This is a genomic window from Allokutzneria sp. NRRL B-24872, assembly GCF_002155965.1.
Lineage (GTDB): Bacteria > Actinomycetota > Actinomycetes > Mycobacteriales > Pseudonocardiaceae > Allokutzneria.
The window spans coordinates 1-18,172 of the sequence record NZ_MUMH01000129.1 but is presented as its reverse complement, the minus strand read 5'-3'; the positions used below and the strand labels follow the sequence as shown (position 1 = coordinate 18,172).

18 protein-coding genes are annotated in these 18,172 nt (G+C 70.8%); 9 read left to right on the top strand and 9 right to left on the bottom strand.

The genetic code is table 11. The features are described 5' to 3' along the window. Positions 1-930 (bottom strand): hypothetical protein (locus CCN37_RS29415; RefSeq protein WP_210408274.1); only part of this gene is annotated, 930 nt, incomplete at its 3' end. A gap of 52 nt (positions 931-982) precedes the next feature. Here CCN37_RS29415 and CCN37_RS29410 point away from each other — a divergent pair. The 5 genes from CCN37_RS29410 to CCN37_RS29390 are packed head-to-tail and all read left to right on the top strand — an operon-like array spanning position 983 to position 6,276. Next, positions 983-1,975 carry a hemin ABC transporter substrate-binding protein gene (locus tag CCN37_RS29410; protein ID WP_210408273.1) on the top strand — a complete coding sequence of 331 codons (993 nt, stop codon included), beginning with the start codon at positions 983-985 and terminating at the stop codon, positions 1,973-1,975. After that, positions 1,972-3,003 carry an iron ABC transporter permease gene (locus tag CCN37_RS29405; RefSeq protein WP_086827051.1) on the top strand — a complete coding sequence of 344 codons (1,032 nt, stop codon included), beginning with the start codon at positions 1,972-1,974 and terminating at the stop codon, positions 3,001-3,003. The genes CCN37_RS29410 and CCN37_RS29405 overlap by 4 nt, the downstream gene beginning before the upstream one ends. Continuing rightward, on the top strand, positions 3,000-3,761 hold the full coding sequence (locus tag CCN37_RS29400) for a heme ABC transporter ATP-binding protein (RefSeq protein ID WP_246843384.1): 762 nt from the start codon (positions 3,000-3,002) through the stop codon (positions 3,759-3,761). The genes CCN37_RS29405 and CCN37_RS29400 overlap by 4 nt, the downstream gene beginning before the upstream one ends. A 15-nt stretch (positions 3,762-3,776) precedes the next feature. Further along, positions 3,777-5,723, top strand: a complete 1,947-nt coding sequence (locus CCN37_RS29395; RefSeq protein ID WP_143261864.1) for a hypothetical protein — start codon at positions 3,777-3,779, stop codon at positions 5,721-5,723. 55 nt (positions 5,724-5,778) lie between these two features. Beyond that, the gene (locus CCN37_RS29390) at positions 5,779-6,276 is read left to right on the top strand and encodes a hypothetical protein (protein WP_246843383.1); all 498 of its coding nucleotides are present in this window, start codon (positions 5,779-5,781) and stop codon (positions 6,274-6,276) included. Positions 6,277-6,300: 24 nt separating this feature from the next. Here CCN37_RS29390 and CCN37_RS29385 read toward each other — a convergent pair whose 3' ends face one another. Continuing rightward, complete coding sequence (locus CCN37_RS29385) at positions 6,301-6,738, bottom strand: SRPBCC family protein (RefSeq protein WP_086827045.1); 438 nt, start codon at positions 6,736-6,738, stop codon at positions 6,301-6,303. Positions 6,739-6,795: 57 nt separating this feature from the next. Between CCN37_RS29385 and nadE the strand changes: the two genes are divergently transcribed. After that, positions 6,796-7,617 (top strand): ammonia-dependent NAD(+) synthetase, encoded by an 822-nt coding sequence (nadE, locus tag CCN37_RS29380; protein ID WP_086827042.1) that lies wholly within the window; start codon positions 6,796-6,798, stop codon positions 7,615-7,617. Here nadE and CCN37_RS29375 read toward each other — a convergent pair. After that, positions 7,614-8,855, bottom strand: a complete 1,242-nt coding sequence (locus CCN37_RS29375) for a glycosyltransferase (RefSeq protein WP_086827040.1) — start codon at positions 8,853-8,855, stop codon at positions 7,614-7,616. The genes nadE and CCN37_RS29375 overlap by 4 nt on opposite strands. Before the next feature lie 63 nt (positions 8,856-8,918). Between CCN37_RS29375 and CCN37_RS29370 the strand changes: the two genes are divergently transcribed. Then, positions 8,919-10,007, top strand: a complete 1,089-nt coding sequence (locus CCN37_RS29370) for an ROK family transcriptional regulator (RefSeq protein WP_210408272.1) — start codon at positions 8,919-8,921, stop codon at positions 10,005-10,007. On the opposite strand, the gene CCN37_RS29365 is transcribed toward CCN37_RS29370, so the two are convergent. Then, positions 10,000-11,187, bottom strand: coding sequence for an ROK family protein (locus CCN37_RS29365; protein WP_086827035.1), 1,188 nt, complete (start codon positions 11,185-11,187; stop codon positions 10,000-10,002). The two genes, CCN37_RS29370 and CCN37_RS29365, sit on opposite strands and share 8 nt — an antisense overlap. Positions 11,188-11,236: 49 nt before the next feature. On the opposite strand from CCN37_RS29365, the gene CCN37_RS29360 reads away from it, so the two are divergent. Both CCN37_RS29360 and CCN37_RS29355 read left to right on the top strand, forming a co-directional pair. Further along, positions 11,237-11,494 carry a SemiSWEET family sugar transporter gene (locus tag CCN37_RS29360; protein ID WP_210408271.1) on the top strand — a complete coding sequence of 86 codons (258 nt, stop codon included), beginning with the start codon at positions 11,237-11,239 and terminating at the stop codon, positions 11,492-11,494. Beyond that, positions 11,491-13,068: an alpha-amylase family glycosyl hydrolase gene (locus tag CCN37_RS29355; protein ID WP_086827031.1), complete on the top strand. Its 1,578-nt coding sequence runs from the start codon at positions 11,491-11,493 to the stop codon at positions 13,066-13,068. Before CCN37_RS29360 ends, CCN37_RS29355 begins: the two co-directional genes overlap by 4 nt. On the opposite strand, the gene CCN37_RS29350 is transcribed toward CCN37_RS29355, so the two are convergent. The 5 genes from CCN37_RS29350 to CCN37_RS29330 form a co-directional block, all read right to left on the bottom strand. Further along, positions 13,025-13,477, bottom strand: a complete 453-nt coding sequence (locus CCN37_RS29350; protein WP_143261863.1) for a hypothetical protein — start codon at positions 13,475-13,477, stop codon at positions 13,025-13,027. The two genes, CCN37_RS29355 and CCN37_RS29350, sit on opposite strands and share 44 nt — an antisense overlap. A 67-nt stretch (positions 13,478-13,544) precedes the next feature. Further along, positions 13,545-14,975 (bottom strand): NADP-dependent phosphogluconate dehydrogenase, encoded by a 1,431-nt coding sequence (gene gndA, locus CCN37_RS29345; RefSeq protein ID WP_086827028.1) that lies wholly within the window; start codon positions 14,973-14,975, stop codon positions 13,545-13,547. Between the two features lie 49 nt (positions 14,976-15,024). Then, on the bottom strand, positions 15,025-15,843 hold the full coding sequence (locus CCN37_RS29340) for a M15 family metallopeptidase (protein WP_086827025.1): 819 nt from the start codon (positions 15,841-15,843) through the stop codon (positions 15,025-15,027). A 45-nt stretch (positions 15,844-15,888) separates the two neighbouring features. Next, positions 15,889-16,926, bottom strand: coding sequence for a hypothetical protein (locus tag CCN37_RS29335; RefSeq protein ID WP_086827023.1), 1,038 nt, complete (start codon positions 16,924-16,926; stop codon positions 15,889-15,891). A gap of 59 nt (positions 16,927-16,985) precedes the next feature. After that, positions 16,986-17,756: a MerR family transcriptional regulator gene (locus CCN37_RS29330; RefSeq protein ID WP_086827021.1), complete on the bottom strand. Its 771-nt coding sequence runs from the start codon at positions 17,754-17,756 to the stop codon at positions 16,986-16,988. Positions 17,757-18,172: the final 416 nt, after the last annotated feature.

Genomic DNA, 18,172 nt, shown 5'->3' with positions numbered 1-18,172 from the left:
AGCTGGGTCTCCCCCGCCGCCCGCACCGACCACGACCGCAGCAGGTGGCGGCGGGGGAGACCCAGCTCCGGTGGCGAAGGTGATGGGCACGATGACGTCCTGCGAGCGGTCGCCGCCGCGGGTGTGGTCGTTGCGGCTGACCACCGCGCACCGCTGCGCGAGGCAGTCCGCGTTGGTGTCCTTGGCCTTGGTGATCAGCTCGACGCTGAACGAGCCGCCGGGACCGTAGGGCTTCGCCAGGTCCTTGCCGTAGGGCGGCGGGTTCGACGAGATCCACACCGATCCGCCCTGCCCGCCGGACATGTCCGCGCCGCCGAGGCACGGAGACGGCGCCTTGCCGGGCCCGTTGTCCACGCAGATCGCCACGTAGATGCCCTTGTTCACGTCGTAGCCCTCGCCGCGCACGGTGATCTTCTCGCCGTTCTGCGCGAGCCCGGTGGTCTTCGACGCGGTCAGCTTCGGCGCCCCCGCCGCCGCGAGCACCGCCGCCCGCCCGGACGGAGCCGCGGGCACGGCCGGAACCGGCGTGCTGACCGACGTCGTGGTCGTGGTTGTTGTCGGGGTGGTCGACGTGGGCCTCGGTACCGCGAGGAACGCGGTACCGGCAGCGCCCACCGCGCGGATCTCGTAGCGCGGTGCCGCGGCGAAGTCCGTCCGCACCTCCAACTCGGCCGTGAACGTGCCCGTCGCGCCGGTCGTGATCGTCCGCGAGTTCGCGGTGTCCGAGGAACCCGGTACCGCCCAGGTGCCGAGCGTGATCCGTTCGGCGGACTGGAAGCCCTTGCCGCGCACGACGATCCGTTCACCCGCGGCGACGGGGGAGTCGGCGCTGATCTCCGGAGCCGGTGCCGCCGCGGCCACCGGAGCCAGGCCGAGCAGCGCCACCGGCAGCACGAGCAGCACGCGGGAAAGACGGTCACCCAGAAGCATGACGCTTAGGTTAGCCTAACCAAATACTGTGATGGAAGTGAGGGAAATTCGCATGAGGTGGGTCGCGGCACTGGTGGCGTTCGGGCTGCTCACGGGGTGTGCCAGCGCCCCACTTCCGGGAGCGCCGGGGACCTCGGCGCCCGCCGCCGCACCCGGAGCCGGGGTGGACGCCAAGCGACTCCGCCCGCTGCCCGGGACGCCGACACCGACGCTGCCGGTCACCGTGCGCTCCGACGACGGCCGCGACGTCACGGTCACCGACGTCAGCCGGATCGTGCCGCTCTCCGGCGGGCTCTCCGAGCTGGTGTTCAGCCTCGGCCTCGGCCGCAACGTCGTCGCCAAGGACCGCGCGACGACCTTCCAGGAGGCCGACGGCCTGCCCTCGGTGAGCGGCACCGGCCACGACATCGCCACCGAGGGCGTGTTCTCCGTGCGCCCCACCGTGATCCTCGCGCAGGAGGACACCGGGCCACCGGAGGTCCTGGCGCAGCTCAAGAGCTCCGGCATCCCGGTCGTGGTGATCAACGCCGCGTGGAACCTCGGTGACGTCGCGCCCCGGATGACCAAGGTCGCCGCCGCGCTGGGCGTCGCGGGCGCGGGCAAGGACCTCCTCGCGCGCACGGCCGCCGAGATCAAGGCCGCGCAGTCCCGGGTGCCCGCAGGAGCCGTCAAGCCCAAGGTCGCCTTCCTCTACCTGCGCGGCACGGCGGGCGTGTACCTGTTGGGCGGCAAGGGTTCCGGAGCCGATTCGCTGATCGAGGCGGCGGGCGCGGTCGATGTCGGCTCCTCGCTCGGCAAGGGCACGTTCACCCCGATCACCTCGGAGGCGATGATCACCGCGCGGCCGGACGTGCTGCTGGTGATGGGCGGGGGACTGCGCTCGGTCGGCGGGATCGACGGCCTGGTCGGCATCGCGGGCATCGCGCAGACCCCGGCGGGCGAGCAGAAGCGGGTGATCGAGGTCGAGGACGGCGTGCTGCTCAACTTCGGCCCGCGCACCGCGCAGGTGCTCGACCTGCTCGTCGACCGGATTCACCGGCGGTGAGGGGCAGACCCACCCCGCTGCTGCTCGCACTCGCGGTCGCGCTCGTCATCGTCGCGCTGCTCGCCACGGGTGTCGGCGCGTACGAGATCCCGGTCGGACAGGTACTCGGTTCCGTTCTGCACAAGGTCGGGATCGACACCGGCTCCCTGCCCGACCACCTCGGCGAGCGCACCCTCTGGGAGGTCCGCTTCCCGCGCGTGGTGCTCGGCGCCCTGGTCGGCGCGTCCCTCGGCTGCGCGGGAGCGCTCATGCAGGGAGTCTTCGGCAACCCGCTCGCGGAACCCGGTGTCATCGGGGTCTCGTCCGGGGCCGCTGTCGGCGCTGCCGCCGTGGTCGTCTCCGGGGTGTCGTTCCTGGGCAGCTGGACCGTGGTCGCGGCGGCGTTCTTCGGCGGGCTCATCGCGGTCGCGGTGGTCTACGCGCTCTCCCGCGCGAACGGGCGCACCGAGGTCGTGACGCTCGTGCTGACCGGTGTGGCCGTGAACGCCTTGTGCGGAGCCATGATCGGCCTGCTGATGTTCTACTCCAACGACGCCCAGCTCCGGGCGATCACGTTCTGGAACCTCGGCAGCGTCGGCTCGGCGACCTGGGGCGCGGTCGCGGCGGTGGCTCCGTGCGCGGTGGTGGGGCTGGCCGTCGCGCCGTTCTACGCCCGGCGGCTGGACCTGCTCGCGCTCGGTGAGCGTTCCGCGCGGCACCTCGGCGTCGACGTGGAGGGCATGCGCCGCGTGCTGATCGTGGTGGTGGCGCTGCTGACCTCGGCGGCGGTGGCCTTCTCCGGCGTGATCGGCTTCGTCGGGCTCGTCGTGCCGCACCTGATCCGCATGATCGCCGGGCCCGGGCACCGCACGTTGATCGCGGCGAGCACGCTCGGCGGGGCCGTTCTGCTCGTCGGCGCGGACCTCATCGCCCGCACGGTCGCCGCGCCCGCCGAAGTCCCGCTCGGTGTGCTGACCGCGCTGATCGGCGCACCGTTCTTCTTCTGGCTGCTCCGCAGGACCCGTTCCAGGCAAGGAGGTTGGGCGTGAAGGTCGAGGACCTGCGCGTGACGATCGCCGGGAAGTCCATTGTGGACGGAGTGGACCTCGTCGCGCGCCAAGGGGAACTGCTCGCACTGGTCGGCCCCAACGGCGCGGGCAAGTCCACCCTGCTCGCCGCCATCGCCGGAGACCTTCCCCATCAGGGGAGCGTGTTGATCGACGGGCGCGAGCCGTCGAGCTACCGGGCGGTCGAGCTGGCCCGGCTGCGATCCGTGCTGCCGCAACACACGACGCTGTCCTTCCCGTTCCGGGTGCGCGACATCGTGGAGATGGGTCGCGCTCCCTGGGCGGGAACACCCGAGGAGAAGCACGACGAAGAGGTTGTGCGGGACAGCATGGAGCGCGCGGGAGTCGTCGAGTTCGCCGATCGCCGCTTCCCCTCCCTGTCCGGCGGGGAGCGAGCGCGGGTGTCCCTGGCGCGCGTGCTCGCCCAGCGAACACCGTTGCTGCTGCTGGACGAACCCACCGCGGCACTGGATCTCAAGCATCAGGAACTCGTGCTCGCGGTCGCGCGGCGCCGAGCCGCGGAGGGCTGCGCGGTCGTGGTGGTGCTGCACGACCTCGGTCTCGCGGCGGCGCACGCCGACCAAGCCGTCGTGCTGCGCGGAGGACGCGTCGCGGCGTCGGGGTCGCCGGTGGAGGTGTTCACGCCGGAGCTGCTGAGCGAGGTCTACGAGCACCCGGTCGATGTGATCCCGCACCCGGAAACCGGTGTGCCCCTTGTGGTTCCGGCACGTGCTGTTTAAGTTAGGGTAGCCTAAGTGAAGGTAGGGGGAGTGATGCGGCGGTTGGCACTCATCGTGCTGCTCGTGCTCGGCCTGGCGCCGGTGGCACACGCGGCGAACGGGGAGAAAACGGTGAGTGCCAACGGCCGTACGCTCACGGTCGCCCCGGCGTACGACCTCGATCCGGCCGGGCAGGCCATCAAGGTCACCGGTCGCGGGTACGACGACGGCACGGAAGGCCGTCGCGCACAAGGGATCTACCTCGCCCTGTGCGTGGACAACGGCCCAGGCAAAGCTCCCTCGCCGTGCATCGGCGGAGTCGACATGACCGGGGGCGCGGGCTCGTCGGTCTGGATCTCCAACAACCCACCCGACTACGGCAAGGACCTCGTGAAGCCGTACGGGCCGGGCGGCTCGTTCTCCTTCACGATCACGGTGAAGCGCAAGGACGAGTTCGCTGACTGCGCGATCCTGACCTGTGCGGTGTTCACCCGCAGCGACCACACCGCCGGCGGCGATCGCACGCAGGACGTCGGCGTCCCGGTCACCTGGAGCGGCGGAGGTGGTCCTGGGCCGGGCGACCCGGGTGGTGTCACCAAGCACAAGCTCAAGACCTCCGTGCCCGCCAACGGACTCGCCGGTCTCGCGGCGGCGGAGGACATCTACGTCAGCAGCGCCCGCGCGGGCGCCGTGTCGGTGATCAACGGCGGTACCAACGAGATCAGTGGTACTCCGATCAAATTGGGCAACACCACCTCCCAGTTGGCACTGCGAGGCAAGGTGCTCTACGCCGTCAACCGGGACGCGATCGGCGGCAAGCCGACCGTGTCCGTCGTGGACACCGAGTCCCGGACGGTACTCGCGACCGTCCCAGTGGGACTCGGTCCCAACGGGGTCGCGGTCGACCAGAAGCGGGGAACCGTGTTCGTCGCCAGTGGGCTCGGCAACTCCGTCACCGTGATCGACGCGCAGCACCAGGTCGTGGCGACCGTGCCGGTGGGACTCGAACCCGACGGGGTCGCGGTCGACTCCGACAGCGGGAACGCCTACGTGGCCAACGCCTCCGGCAACTCCGTCTCCGTGATCAGCGCCGCCGACCACAAGGTCACCGCGACCATCCCGATCGCCGGAGAGCCGCGTTCGCTGGCGATCGCGGACGGCGAGGTCCACGTGGCGGGCCGGATCTCCGGAGCGGTGTCCACAGTGGACATCAAGTCCGGCGGGGTGGTCGGGCAGCCGGTCGGCGTCGGGGTGGCGCCGACGAGGATCACCGCGCACGGTGGGCTGCTCTACGTCAGCCAGGCGGAGATCGGCCAGGTCAGCGTGCTCGCGGACGGCAAGGTCGTCGAGCGCTTCGACATCGGCAAGCCCGGCCCGGTCGTGGTGGGCCGCAACGGACTCGTCTACGTGGCCAACACCAAGGACAACCGCGTCGACGTGCTGACCCGATCGATCTCACCGAAGATCACCGCACAGCCGAAGAGCCAGACCGTCGAGCCCGGAGCCGCGACGCTCACCGCGACCGCGACCGGCACCCCGAAGCCGCAATCCCTGTGGCAGCACAGCATCGACGGTGGCGTGAGCTGGGCCGACCTCGGCGCGGGCACGACGAGCGGGCAGGACGAGACCGTCACCAGCACGCTCCGCCTGCCCGCCGCCCGCGACGGCCACTACCGCGTGGTCTTCAGCAACGAGGCCGGGCAGACCGCCAGCGCCAGCGCCGTCCTGACCGTGCGCACACCGACCACGACGACACCTCAGCCGACGACGACGGCACCGCCGACGACAACAACGGCGACGACCACGACCACGACCACGACGACCGTCGAAACGACCACGCAGCAACAAGAACAGCCTCACCAGCAAGCGCAGCAGCAGCGCCTGGCCAACACCGGGGTCGACGGCGTCGTGCCGCTGGCCGTGCTCGGCGGCGCGCTCCTGCTGCTCGGCGGACTCCTGCTCCGCCCGCGCGCTCCCCGCTGACGCACGAGCCACCACACCGAGTCCCAAGAGCCGAAAGCCGAAAGAGGGCAGCACTGTGCGCAAGACCCTGCTCGTCACCCTGTTCACCGTCGTCGGCCTGGCCAGCGTGGTCGGATCGGCCGTCGCCGCGCCGGGCTCGGCCACCCGCAACGGCCACACCCTGAGCGCCGACGACGCCACCGGGCTCGACCCGGCGGGCGCGACCATCACGATCACCGGCTCCGGCTACGACGACCCGAACGGCTACTACCTGGCGCTGTGCCAGGTGCCCGACGACTTCAGCTACGGCGCGCGCCCGGCCCCGTGCCTGGGCGGCAACGGCCAGGGCTCCGAGCAGATCGGGCCGTCCTCCTGGGTGACCAACGCCTTCCCCGCCAACGGGAAGTCCATCTTCTCGATCTCCGGCGGCTCGTTCACCGCGAAGATCCGCGTCACCGAGGCGGGCCCCGGCCTGGACTGCTCGCAGGTGACCTGCGCGATCATCAGCCGCCGCGACCACAACGCCTCGGCGGACCGCTTCTACGACGTCTTCATCCCGGTGTCCTTCGGCTGATCCCCTGCCGCCGGGGGCCGGTGTTCAGGCCCGGCCCCTGGCGATGTCCCCGAGCCGCCGCAGCGCTTCGGCGTTGCGGGGCTTGAGCACCAGCGCCTGCGCCGCCGCCGGGATCACCTTGGCGGGTCCCTGGGTGATCTCCTCCTCCATCACCACGTCGGTGGCCTCCGGCCCGGCGGGGGTGAGCGTGATCCGGATCTTCGCCGCGCCGACGGGCCACATCCGCGCCTCCAGCTCGATCAGCTCGCCGCGCACGACGCGCGCCACCCGCGTCACGTCCTCCACCTGCAGCGGCCACGGTCCGACGCTGTGGTGGATGCGCGTGCCCTCGGCGGGCCAGCCCTCGTCGACGTCGCGGATGTGCGAGGCGCCGACCACCCACCCCGCGTAGGACCAGCCGTCGGCGAGGACGTCGAACACCTGCTTCGGGCTCGCCGTGATGCGCATCTCCGTCTTCACCATGGCGCCCGGGTACCCGAGACGCCCGTGGGCCAACCGAGGCGGTCGTACAGTACGGGGATGAACCTCCGGGAGCAGATCCTCGCCGAGCTGGCCGTCAAACCGACCGTGGTGCCCAAGGTGGAGGTGCGCGATCGCGTCGACTTCCTCAAGGACTTCCTGCGCTCCACGCCCGCGAAGGGCTTCGTGCTCGGGATCAGCGGCGGCCAGGACAGCACGCTGACCGGCAGGCTCTGCCAGCTCGCCGTCGAGGAGCTGCGCGAGGAGGGCCACGAGGCGAGCTTCGTCGCCGTGCGGCTGCCGCACGGTGTGCAGGCCGACGAGGCCGACGCGCAGGCGGCGCTGGAGTTCATCAAGCCCGACCGCACCGTCACCGCCAACGTCAAGCCCGGGGCCGAGGGCGTCGGTGTCGAGGTCGCGCGTGCGCTCGGCGAGCCGAAGCTGCGTGATTTCGTGCACGGCAACGTGAAGGCCCGCGAGCGCATGGTGATCCAGTACGCCATCGCCGGGCAGCTGAACATGCTCGTCGTCGGCACCGACCACGCCGCCGAGGCCGTGACCGGTTTCTTCACCAAGTACGGCGACGGCGGCGTCGACCTCACCCCGCTCACCGGGCTGACCAAGCGTCAGGGCGCCGCGCTGTTGCAGGAACTGGGCGCTCCGCCGAGCGTGTGGGAGAAGGTGCCGACCGCCGACCTGGAGGAGGACCGTCCCGCGCTGCCCGACGAGGTCGCGCTCGGCCTGACCTACGAGCAGATCGACGACTACCTGGAAGGCCTCGACGTCTCCCCGGAGGTCTCCGACAAGCTCGAACGCATGTACCTCGCGACCCGCCACAAGCGCACGGTCCCCGTCACCCCCGCCGACACCTGGTGGCGCTAGAGCCCCGCGATCAGGCGGAGCACGGCGCCGGAGCCATCCTCGGCGCGGACCTTCTCCGCCAGCGCCTGCGCCCGAGCGCGGTAGCCGGGATCAACCACGGCCTGGGACACCAGTGACGCCAGCGGTCCAGCAGCCAGCTCGGTGAACGGCACTGAGCCCGGGCTGACACCGGTCTTCGCGAGCCGGGAGGCCCAGAACGGCTGGTCGGCGAGCACCGGGGTGGGCACCACGGGCACTCCCGCCCGAACGCTCGCCCCGGTGGTCCCGGCACCGCAGTGGTGCACGACGGCGGCCATGCGCGGGAACAGCCAGTCGTGCGGCACGCTCTCCACGCACATGACGTCGTCGCCGGTCGCGGTGAGCCCCGACCAGCCCGCCTGCACGACGGCGCGGACCTTCGCGCGCCGCACGGTCTCGGTCACGATCTCCGACAGCCGCGCCCCCTCGCCCGGCGCCATGCTGCCGAAGCCGAGGAACACCGGCGGGGGACCGGCCTGGAGGAAGTCGACCAGCTCGGCGGGCGCGGTCCAGCCGGGCGGGCGCTCCGGCCACCAGTAGCCCACCACGTCCGTGCCGCGCGGCCAGTCCGCCGGACGTGGAACCACGTGCCTGCTGAAACCGTGCAGCACCGGGTAGTCCTTGTCCGCCAACATCATCCGGCGCACGCGCGTGGCGCCCATCGGTGGCAACCCGACGCGACGGCAGAACTCCTTCGCCGACGCGTCCAACGGCGACGGCATGCGCAGCGCCAGGCGCGGGAGCCACCGGTTCAGCACGCGGCCGAGGTCCTTGCCGCCCATCCCGGCGAGGCCGAACTCCGCGGTGGGCACGCCGGGGAACAGCTCCAGCGAGGCGGTCGGGATACCGAGGGCCTTGCCGGCCAGGTAGCCGTGGAGCAGTGCTCCTCGTTGCAGCAGAAGGACATCCGCGCCCTCGGCCGCAGCGAGGACACCCTCGGCGACGGAGTCCATCAGCTGCCTGGCGATCTCCACCTGCGCCAGCACCCCGCGCAGCCCGGAGCCCTTCGCCGCCCAGGCGCGACCCTCCTCGGACTCCAGCAGGGCGCGCGTGTCCCCGGGCATCGGCCGGTGGGCCAACCCCAGCTCGTCGAGCATGTCGGCGAACGCGGACTGCGCGGCGACCACGACCTCGTGCCCGGCCTCCCTGAGCCGCGTCGCCGGGCCGGTGTACGGCGCGACGTCCCCGCGCGAGCCCACGGTCACGAACACGATCCTCATGCCGCCCAAGCTACATACTTTTCACAAATTCGTGAAGCAGCTGAAGTGGCTAGCCTGAAGCCCGTGGACGGAGTGGGTGGTCTCGGCGGTGACGCCACGGCCCTGCGCAGGCTCAACACGGCCAGGGTGCTGCGGGTCCTGCACCGCGCGGCTGCGCTCACGCTGACCGAGCTGACCAAGGCGACGCAGCTGTCCCGCTCCGCCGTCGAAGGCGCGGTCGAGGAACTGGTCTCCGCTGGCGTGGTCGCCGAGGTGGAGCCCGTCACCGGCGGCACCCGACCGCTCGGCCGCCCCGCCCGCCGGTTCCGCTTCCGCCCCGACGCGGGGCACGTGCTCGGCCTGCACATCGGCCCGCACAAGGTCTACGTGGTGCTCAGCGACCTGCACGGCGAGATCGTCGGCGCCAAGCGCGTCGAGCTGAGCCCGGACGTGCCCGGCCCCGAACGCCTGTTCAAGGCCCGCCGCGCCGTGCAGCAGTGCCTCCAGGCCACCGGGATCGCCAGGGACCGGCTCTGGGCGGTCGCCGTGGGAACACCCGGCCTCGTCGACCGCGACGGCCGGATCTCGCTCTGCTCGGTGCTCGACGGCTGGACCGGCCTGGACCTCGCAGGCGAACTGGGCGCGCACTTCGCCTGCCCGGTGCGGGTGGAGAACGACGCCAACACCGCCGCGATGGGGGAGCGCTGGCGCGGCGTCGCACGCGAGGTCGACGACGTGGTCTACGTGCTGGCTGATCACAAGCTCGGCGTCGGCGTGGTCATCAACGGCCGCGCGCACCGGGGAAACCACGGCGCCGCGGGCGAACTGGGCGCGTTGCCGCACTCGCCGTGGGCCTCCGCGAACGACTTCCTGGCGAAGTCCCAGCACGATCTCACGCGTGCCTTCACGGACCTGAGCTCGGCCCGGTTCCTCGACGACCTCGCGCAGGGCATCGCGACGATGGCGCTCGCCGTGGACCCGGAACTGGTGGTACTGGGCGGTTTCCTCGCGGATTGCGGCCCCGCGCTGCTCGACGAGCTCGCCGCCCGGGTCCCCGGACTGTGCCTCACGCCGCCGCGCCTGATGCTGTCGGAGCTGGCCGACGACGCTGTCGCGCTCGGCGCGTTACGGGTGGCGCTCGACGAGGCCGAGCGCCGGCTTTTCGCTATCTAGCCAGCTCGTCCAGCACGCGCTTGGGATCGTCCAGCAGCGGTTGCAGTGCCAGCTCCGCCGCGCCGAGCAGCACGCTGTCCGCCAAAGCCCCTGGCACCACAGGGATCTCGCCCACCTCCGTGAGGAACGAGCGGCTGGCCACGCCCTCGTCCACCACGCGCGGCCGGAGCGAGTAGAGGCGGCCGAGCGTGCCGCCGAGCACGATGCGGTCGGCGTCGGTCAGGTTGAGCAAGCTCGCCAGGCCGCTGCCCAGATGCCGCGTGACCTGATCGACGGCCGCAATGCACGCGGAGTCGCCTGCGACGGCCGAGGTGAGGACTTCCTCAACCGCCGCAGGCACTTCGTGCAACGGCTGTTCGGCGCGACCGGCCGCGCGCAGCAGGCCCCGGTGATCGGCTTCGACCTCCAGGCAGCCGGTGGAGCCGCACCGGCACGGAGCCCCGGCCGGGTCGACGGTGATGTGCCCCGGCTCGATCGCGTAGCCCCGCGCGCCGAGGAACAGCCGCCCTTCGCTGACCACCGCGCCACCGAGCCCCACGTGGCCGGTCATCAGGTAGAGCAGCTGCTCCGCGCCCTTGCCCGCGCCGTGCCGGTACTCCGCCATCGCCGCCAGGTTCGCGTCGTTGCCCAGCGCCAATGGCATTCCCAAGCGCTCCAACAACAATTCGCGCAGCGGCACCCCGCGCCAGCCCAGGTGCAGCGCGGCCGCCGCGAAACCGTCGCTCCGGCGCACGGGCGAGGGAACGGCGAGCCCGACGCCGAGCACGTTCGGCCCGGCGAACTCCAAGATCAGCTCGCTCAGCGTGTCCAAAGCGTCGGTGGTGTCACGGGTGCGCAGGGACTGCTCGACGCGCGCGTGCACCCTGCCGCCGAGGCCGACCCGCGCGACGGTGACCGACTCGGCGGACAGCTGCGCGGCGACCACCGTCGGAGCCTCATCGGCGACCAGCACCGCGTGCGAGGGGCGCCCGCCGTCCGTGGAAGGCGCCGGTCCGCCCGTCGGGTCGATGGACACCAGGCCGCGCGAGGTCAGCTCGCCCAGCAGGTAGCCCATCGCGCTGCGCCCGCACCCGAGCACTTCGGTCAGCTCTGCCCGGCTCGCCACCCCGCCGCGCATGTGGAGCTGGAGCACCAGCGCGCCCAGCGAATCGCGCGAGCGTTCTTGTGCGAGGGGGCTCATAGCTCCTAGTCTAAGTTTGTACAGTAACTGCACAAACCGGAGGAGTGCTGTGACGGTCTTCGGCTTGATCGCGGGAGCGCTGACGATGCTCAGCTTCCTGCCGCAGGTGCTCCGCACGGCGCGCACCCGCAGCGCGGGCGACCTCTCCTGGGGCTGGCTGCTGCTCTTCGGCGGCGGCGTGGCGATGTGGGCGGTCTACGGACTGGCGACCGGTGACGTGCCGGTGGCCGCGACGAACGTGATCACCCTGGGCCTGGTCTCGGTCCTGGTGGTGCTGAAGGTGCGAACCCGGGAGGTGGAGGCGTGACCCGACAGGACTGGTGGGCCGACGCGGTCGGCTACGAGGTGTACCTGCCGTCGTTCTGCGACAGCGACGGCGACGGCTGGGGCGATCTGCCCGGCGTGCTCAGCAAGCTCGACTACCTGCACTGGCTCGGCGTCGACCTGCTGTGGCTGACGCCGTTCTACCGCTCGCCCATGCACGACCACGGCTACGACATCTCCGACTACCGCGACGTCGACCCGCGCTTCGGCACGCTCGCCGACCTGGACCGACTCATCGACGAGGCGCACGAGCTGGGCATGCGGGTGATCAGCGACCTGGTCGTGAACCACAGCTCGAACGAGCACCCGTGGTTCCTGATGTCCAGGTCCAGCAAGGACAACCCGTACCGCGACCACTACCTGTGGCGGCCGGGGCGCGGTCCCGGCCAGCCGCCGAACAACTGGGTCGCGACCTTCGGCGGCCCGGCGTGGACCTACGACGAGCACACCGACGAGTGGTACGCGCACCTGTTCACCCCCGAGCAGCCCGACCTCGACTGGGGCAACCCGAAGGTCGCCGACGAGGTCGAGTCGATCATGCGGTTCTGGCTCGACCGGGGCCTGGACGGCTTCCGCGTCGACACCGCGCACTACCTGGCCAAGCACCCGGATCTGCCCGACAACCCGCGCTTGCCCGCCGACCGCGTGCGGCTCATCGGCGGCGCAGTCGCGGACTGGTACCACTACGACCATCAGCACGACATCGGTCAGCCCGCGCTGCACGACATCCACCGCCGCTGGCGCATGATCGCCGACGACCACGGCGCCTTCCTGGTGGGGGAGACGCACATGCTCGACCCCGGCGCGCTCGCGGGCTACCTCGGCCGCGACGGGCTGCACTCGTACTTCTACTTCGGCCTCATCCAGGCGGAAGTGGACGCCGGTGGCACCGAAGCCGACCTGCTCCGAGCCGCCGCGACCGCCAGTCCCGCCCTGTCCTGGGCGCAGAGCAGCCACGACTGGAGCCGCGCGGCCACCCGCTACGGCGCCGCCCGCTCGCTCGCCCTGACGACGCTGACCATCGGCCTGCCCGGCACGCCGTTCCTCTACCAGGGCGACGAACTCGGCCTGGTGAACGGAGTGGTGCCCGCCGACCAAGCGCAAGATCCGCTGGCCAAGCGCGGCGGCAACCACGAGCACAACCGCGACGCCTCGCGCACCCCGATGCCGTGGCGCGCCGAGGAGAACCTGGGCTTCACCAGCGCGGACAAGGCGTGGCTGCCCTTCGGCGACCGCACCCCGGCCGACACCGTCGAGGTGCAGCAGCAAGATCCGCACTCGATCCTGAACGCCCACCGGCGACTGCTGCACGTGCGCCGCGAGCTACCTGATCTCCGCCGCACCGAACCGACCTGGCTGGACACCGCTCCCGGCCTGGTCGCATACCAGTGCGGGAACACCGTGGTGGCAGCCAACTTCGGCACCGCACCGGCCGAGCTCGACGGCGACTGGCTGCTTCGGTACTCCACAGTGGACAGAACTGAGCCGGGGCCGCTCGCACCCGATGAGGCGGTCATCCTGGAACGTGTCGCGCGACCTTCTCCGCCAGCCTCGTGACGTCCGCGCACAGATCGGCGGTGTCGTCGTTGCGCACCTGAAGCGTCACGACGCCGGAGCCGTCCTTCATCGCCGCACGGCACTCGATCGCGCGTTCGTCCGCGGACCTCAGGTCGTAACCGGACTTGCGCACGAAAACCTCGCGCCCACCGAGCGACTTCGCGGGCTCCTTGAGGTTCCAGGACTTCCGCAGCGCTTCCAACGGAATGTCCGGCATCCGCTTCACAGCGACGCTGTAGCCCGCCGCCGACCACGAGCAGGAGTCCTCCTCGTGCTTGGCGGTGGGCTCGCCGGGCCACGGGAAGTCGGCCTTCCCGATCGACCCGCACAGGTCCTTCGGCACGGGTTCGCCCCCGCAACCGGCACAGACCAGCGTCGCGGCAGCCAGGATCGACACGAGTCCCCTCACCACCGCACCCTCTCAAAACGAAAGCCGGGCTGCTCCAAGAACAGCCCGGCTCGCAGTGCGTTTCGGCTCAGGCCGGATTCTCCTCGCGCTTGCCCGACCAGTCCACGTGGAAGCTGCCCTCGCGGTCCACGCGCCGGTAGGTGTGCGCGCCGAAGAAGTCGCGCTGCCCCTGGATCAGCGCCGCGGGCAGCCGCTCGCGCCGCAGACCGTCGTAGTAGGCCAGCGACGACGCGAAGCCCGGCGTCGGAACACCCAGCTCGACCGCCGTGACCACCACGCGGCGCCATGCCTGCTGAGCCTGCTCCAGCGCCTTCGCGAAGAACGGCGCGACGAGCAGCGACGGCAGGTCGCCCGACTCGTCGTAGGCCTCGCGGATGCGGTCGAGGAACCGCGCCCGGATGATGCAGCCACCGCGCCAGATCGTCGCCGTCGAACCCAGGTCGACGTCCCAGCCGTACTCCTTGCTGGCCGCGATGATCTGGTCGAAGCCCTGCGCGTAGGCCACCATCTTCGAGGCGTACAGCGCCAGCCGCACGTCCTCCACCAGCGTCTCCGCGACCGCGCCGGACACCGTGCCGCCGGTCGGGCCGGGCAGGTTCACCGCCGCCGCGCGCTGGTCCGCGTGCCCGGACAGCGAGCGCGCGAACACCGCCTCGGCGATCCCGCTGATCGGCACGCCCAGCTCCAGCGCGGTCTGCACCGTCCAGCGCCCGGTGCCCTTCTGCTCCGCCTGGTCCAGCACGACGTCCACGAACGCCTTGCCGGTGGCCGCGTCGACCTGGTCGAGCACCTCGGCGGTGATCTCGATGAGGTAGGAGTCCAGCTCACCGGTGTTCCAGCCGCGGAAGACCTCGGCCAGCTCCTTCGCGCTCAGCCCGAGGCCCTGCCGCAGCAGGTCGTAGGACTCCGCGATCAGCTGCATGTCGGCGTACTCGATGCCGTTGTGCACCATCTTCACGAAGTGCCCCGCGCCGTCCGGGCCCACGTGCACGCAGCACGGCGTCCCGTCGACCTTCGCGGCCACCTTCTCCAGCAGCGGCCCGAGCGCCGCGTAGGACTCCTTCGAGCCACCGGGCATGATGCTCGGCCCGAGCAGCGCGCCCTCCTCACCGCCGGAGATGCCGACCCCGGCGAAGTGGATGCCCTTCTCCTTCAGCGCGGCCTCGCGGCGGCGGGTGTCGGCGAAGTGCGCGTTGCCGCCGTCCACCAGGACGTCGCCCGGCTCCAGCAGCGGCGTCAGCTCGTCGATCACCGCGTCCGTCGGCGCGCCGGCCTTCACCATGATCACGATCTTGCGCGGGGTGGACAGCGAGGCGACGAACTCCTCAGCGGTCGCGCTGCCCACGAACTCGCCCTCGTGCCCGAACTCGGACACCAGCGCGTCGGTCTTGGCCCGCGAGCGGTTGTGCACCGCGACCGAGAAGCCGTTGCGGGCGAAGTTGCGCGCCAGGTTGCGGCCCATCACCGCGAGTCCGGTCACGCCGATATCGGCAGCCATGCACTCTCCCCATCATTCTGGTCTGTCATGAACGTATCGACTTCCGGGATCAACGCACCGGCAGGTCGAAATAGGTCTCAGGATGTGGTTCACCTCGCAGGGTGAAGTGCCACCACTCCTGCGCGTAGTTGGCGAACCCGTGCTTGTCCATCAAGGACTTCAGCAGCGCCCGATTGCCCTTCGCGGGCTGCGCGATCGCCGGGTTCGCGGTGTGCGCCAGCTTGTCGAAGCAGTCGAAGCCGGTACCCATGTCCACGGTGTTGTCGGCGAAGCGCCGCTCCTGGGGCGCCGTGCAGCTCACGAGCCCGTCACCGGCGCGGTACTGCGCCTGCGGCTTCGCGGGCACGTCGACGAGCGTGAGGTCCACCGTGCTCCCGCGAGAGTGCCCGGAGCGGTCGGCGATGTAGCCGTCCGGGAACAGGCGGTCCTTGCCGAGCGCGGGGTAGAACTCCGCCTTCATCCGCGTGTCCGCGGTCTTCGCCCAGCGCACGAAGTGGTTCACCGCGCGTTGCGGGCGGTAGCAGTCGTAGACCTTCAGGCTCAGCGACTTCGGCCGCAGTTCCTCCTGCACGCGCCGTAGCCCCTCAGCAGCCTGCGGCGTCACCAGGCACTTGTTCGCCTCGTAGCCGTCGATGCGCTCGCCGACGAAGTTGTGGTCGGTGAAGTAGCGCGCCTCGACGACGATGCTCGGGTCCACGTCCTGAACGGACACGAGGGGACCCGTGTTCGCAGTTGTTGTCGTTGTCGTGGTGGCAGCGGTCGTGCTTGTCGCGGGAACAGGAGGTGCTGGTGGCGGCGGAGTGTCCGCGCACGCCACGAGCACTCCCGCGAGCACGAGGGTGCCGAGCACGACGGGGCGCGTAGTCATCCCACAGGGGGTACTTCAAGCGCTCCCGTCGTGCAAGTCGGCTGATCAGCCAGTTGTCTCCGCCAGCTCGTTGCAGCGGTCCATCGCACGTGCCGCCTGATCAGCGTCGCGCCGCCCCAGACCGCACGCGCACGCGATGTCCACGTCGCTCTTCACGAGTCGTTCGACCAGCGCGAGCAACCGCCGCTGCGTCTCCAGGTCCTGGCCCTCGTGCGCGAGCCCCGCGATGAACCGGCACCCCGCGGGCAGCACGAGCCCGCTCAGCGCGCGGTAGAAGGACTCGTCCGTCGCGGGCGGCAGATCCGCCATCGCGAGCGGCGCGTGCACGTACTCCAACTTCCGCCCAGCGGGCCACGCGGCCACGATCGCGTTCGACAGCGTCACCAGCGGCGCGGCGCTCTTCAACTTGCCGAGCGCCTTGTTGTTCAGATCGCCGAGGCACAGGTGCACGCCGAAGCTCGTGCCCTCGGGCGCGTCCGCCGCGACCGCGGTCACCTTCTTCGCCAGCCAGCGCGAGAGCGCGCCGTGCAGCAACTTCGGCGCCTTGGTCATGAACACCAGCTCGACCGGCACCTCGATCTGGAACAGCACGTCGTCGCCGGCCTCGGCGTGGATCTCGCGCAGCTCGCGCGTTGTCGCGTCGTGGAACGGCTTGACGTGCTTGAACGGACCGATCGGCCCGAACACGAACATCGCGAGGTCCAACGGCCCCGGCACCCCGACCTGGTAGCGCAGCCCCTCGTGCCCCTGCTTCTCCCGCAGCTTCTTGAAGACGGGGTAGCTGCGCCGGAACTCGTCGACGTAGCCGAGGTTCAGCGCGCCTCCGGTCAGCTCGCGCCCCTTGCGGACGCGGTACTTCGGGATGTCTGTGTAGCTGGACCACGCGCCCCTGGCCACCGTCTCCAGGTCCGCGTGCCCGTCGAGGCTGTCGACGAAGTTGACGATCCACCGGTCGCGCTCGCCCGTCTCGCCGTCGGCGAGCGTGCGCAGGCGGTGCCCGGAGCTGGTCAGCGCCCCGGCCATCGCGGACTCGGCGTCCGCGCCCGGCAGGCTCCCGACGTAGTGGACAAAACGATCAGCCATCACGGCCTCCCCAGAGAACTACGAAAGTCCGTAGATCCTTGTAGGGCTGAACGGCCTAGTCACTCACCCATTCGTTTGGCGTTTGCCTGAGCCGCAGCGCAGATGAACGCCCCCAAACCCGGCCTTTGCAGGTCAGGGCTCACTAGAAAGTTCAACTGCTCCGGCTCGCTCACGTACATCCGCGTGATCCCCACGTGCTGCGCGGGCGAGCAGTCGTAGAGCAGCCCGATCAGCTGCCGGTGCCGCTCCGCCAGGTCCATCGCGCGTTCGCCGTCCGCGGCCGACCCCTCGTCCACCGCCGCGAGCAGCTCGCGCACCCACTCCGCCTGCGCGGTCTGCATGCGCGCGAAGTCCTCCTTGTCGAAGGAGCCCATCCGGTCCTGCGCCTGGCGCCACTGCTCCGTCTGCCCCCACCGCCGCTCGGCTTCCTCGCCGTAGCCGGGCACGGGCTCCCAGTCGCCGAACACCTCGAAGCGCTCTTCCGGCGTCAGCGTGACCCCCATGCGCCGCGACTCCAGCTCGCGGTCCACGGCCACGACCATGCCGCGCAGCCGCTCCACCTTGGACAGCAGCAGATCCCGTTGCTTGCGCAGGTGGCCCATCGTGTCGGTGTCCGGGTCGGAGACGATCGCCGCGATCTCCTCGAGCGGGAACCCGAGCTCCTTGTAAGCGAGCACGCGGTGCAACTGGTCCAGGTCCGCCTCGCCGTAGGTGCGGTACCCGGCGGGAGTGCGCCCGCTCGGCGACAGCAGTCCGATCTCGTCGTAGTGGTGAAGAGTGCGCACGGTCACATTCGCGAGCGCGGCCACCTGTCCGACCGTGTAGTCCACCCTGATTCCCTTCCGGTTCGACGCGGCAAGCCTGCCGCCTCACGCGGCGTCAGGGTCAACCCCTGCGGCCCGCTCCGCCCGCTGACACGCCCCTGACCTGCGGTATCACGGTTAGAGGGGGGTGGGTGAAAACGCCCCGTGAACGCCCTGCTAACTTTCTTTCCACACCGAGCGGGTCGCCGCGAAGTGGAACTCCCGGGACACGGACGGACAGTGGGACCCCCGCTGAAAGCCCCGAAAACGGACCGGGTACAGTACGAAACAGCTCAACAAAATATCTGCCGAAGCGGAAAACAGACCGGGTTCACCCCCGATTTGACACCGGGAAAACGAACCGGATAAGCTTCCAGCAGAACAGAACGAGAGCCCCGGACAGGGAATCGCAAAGGTTCCCGGGATGGTGTGCGTGTGTTCTT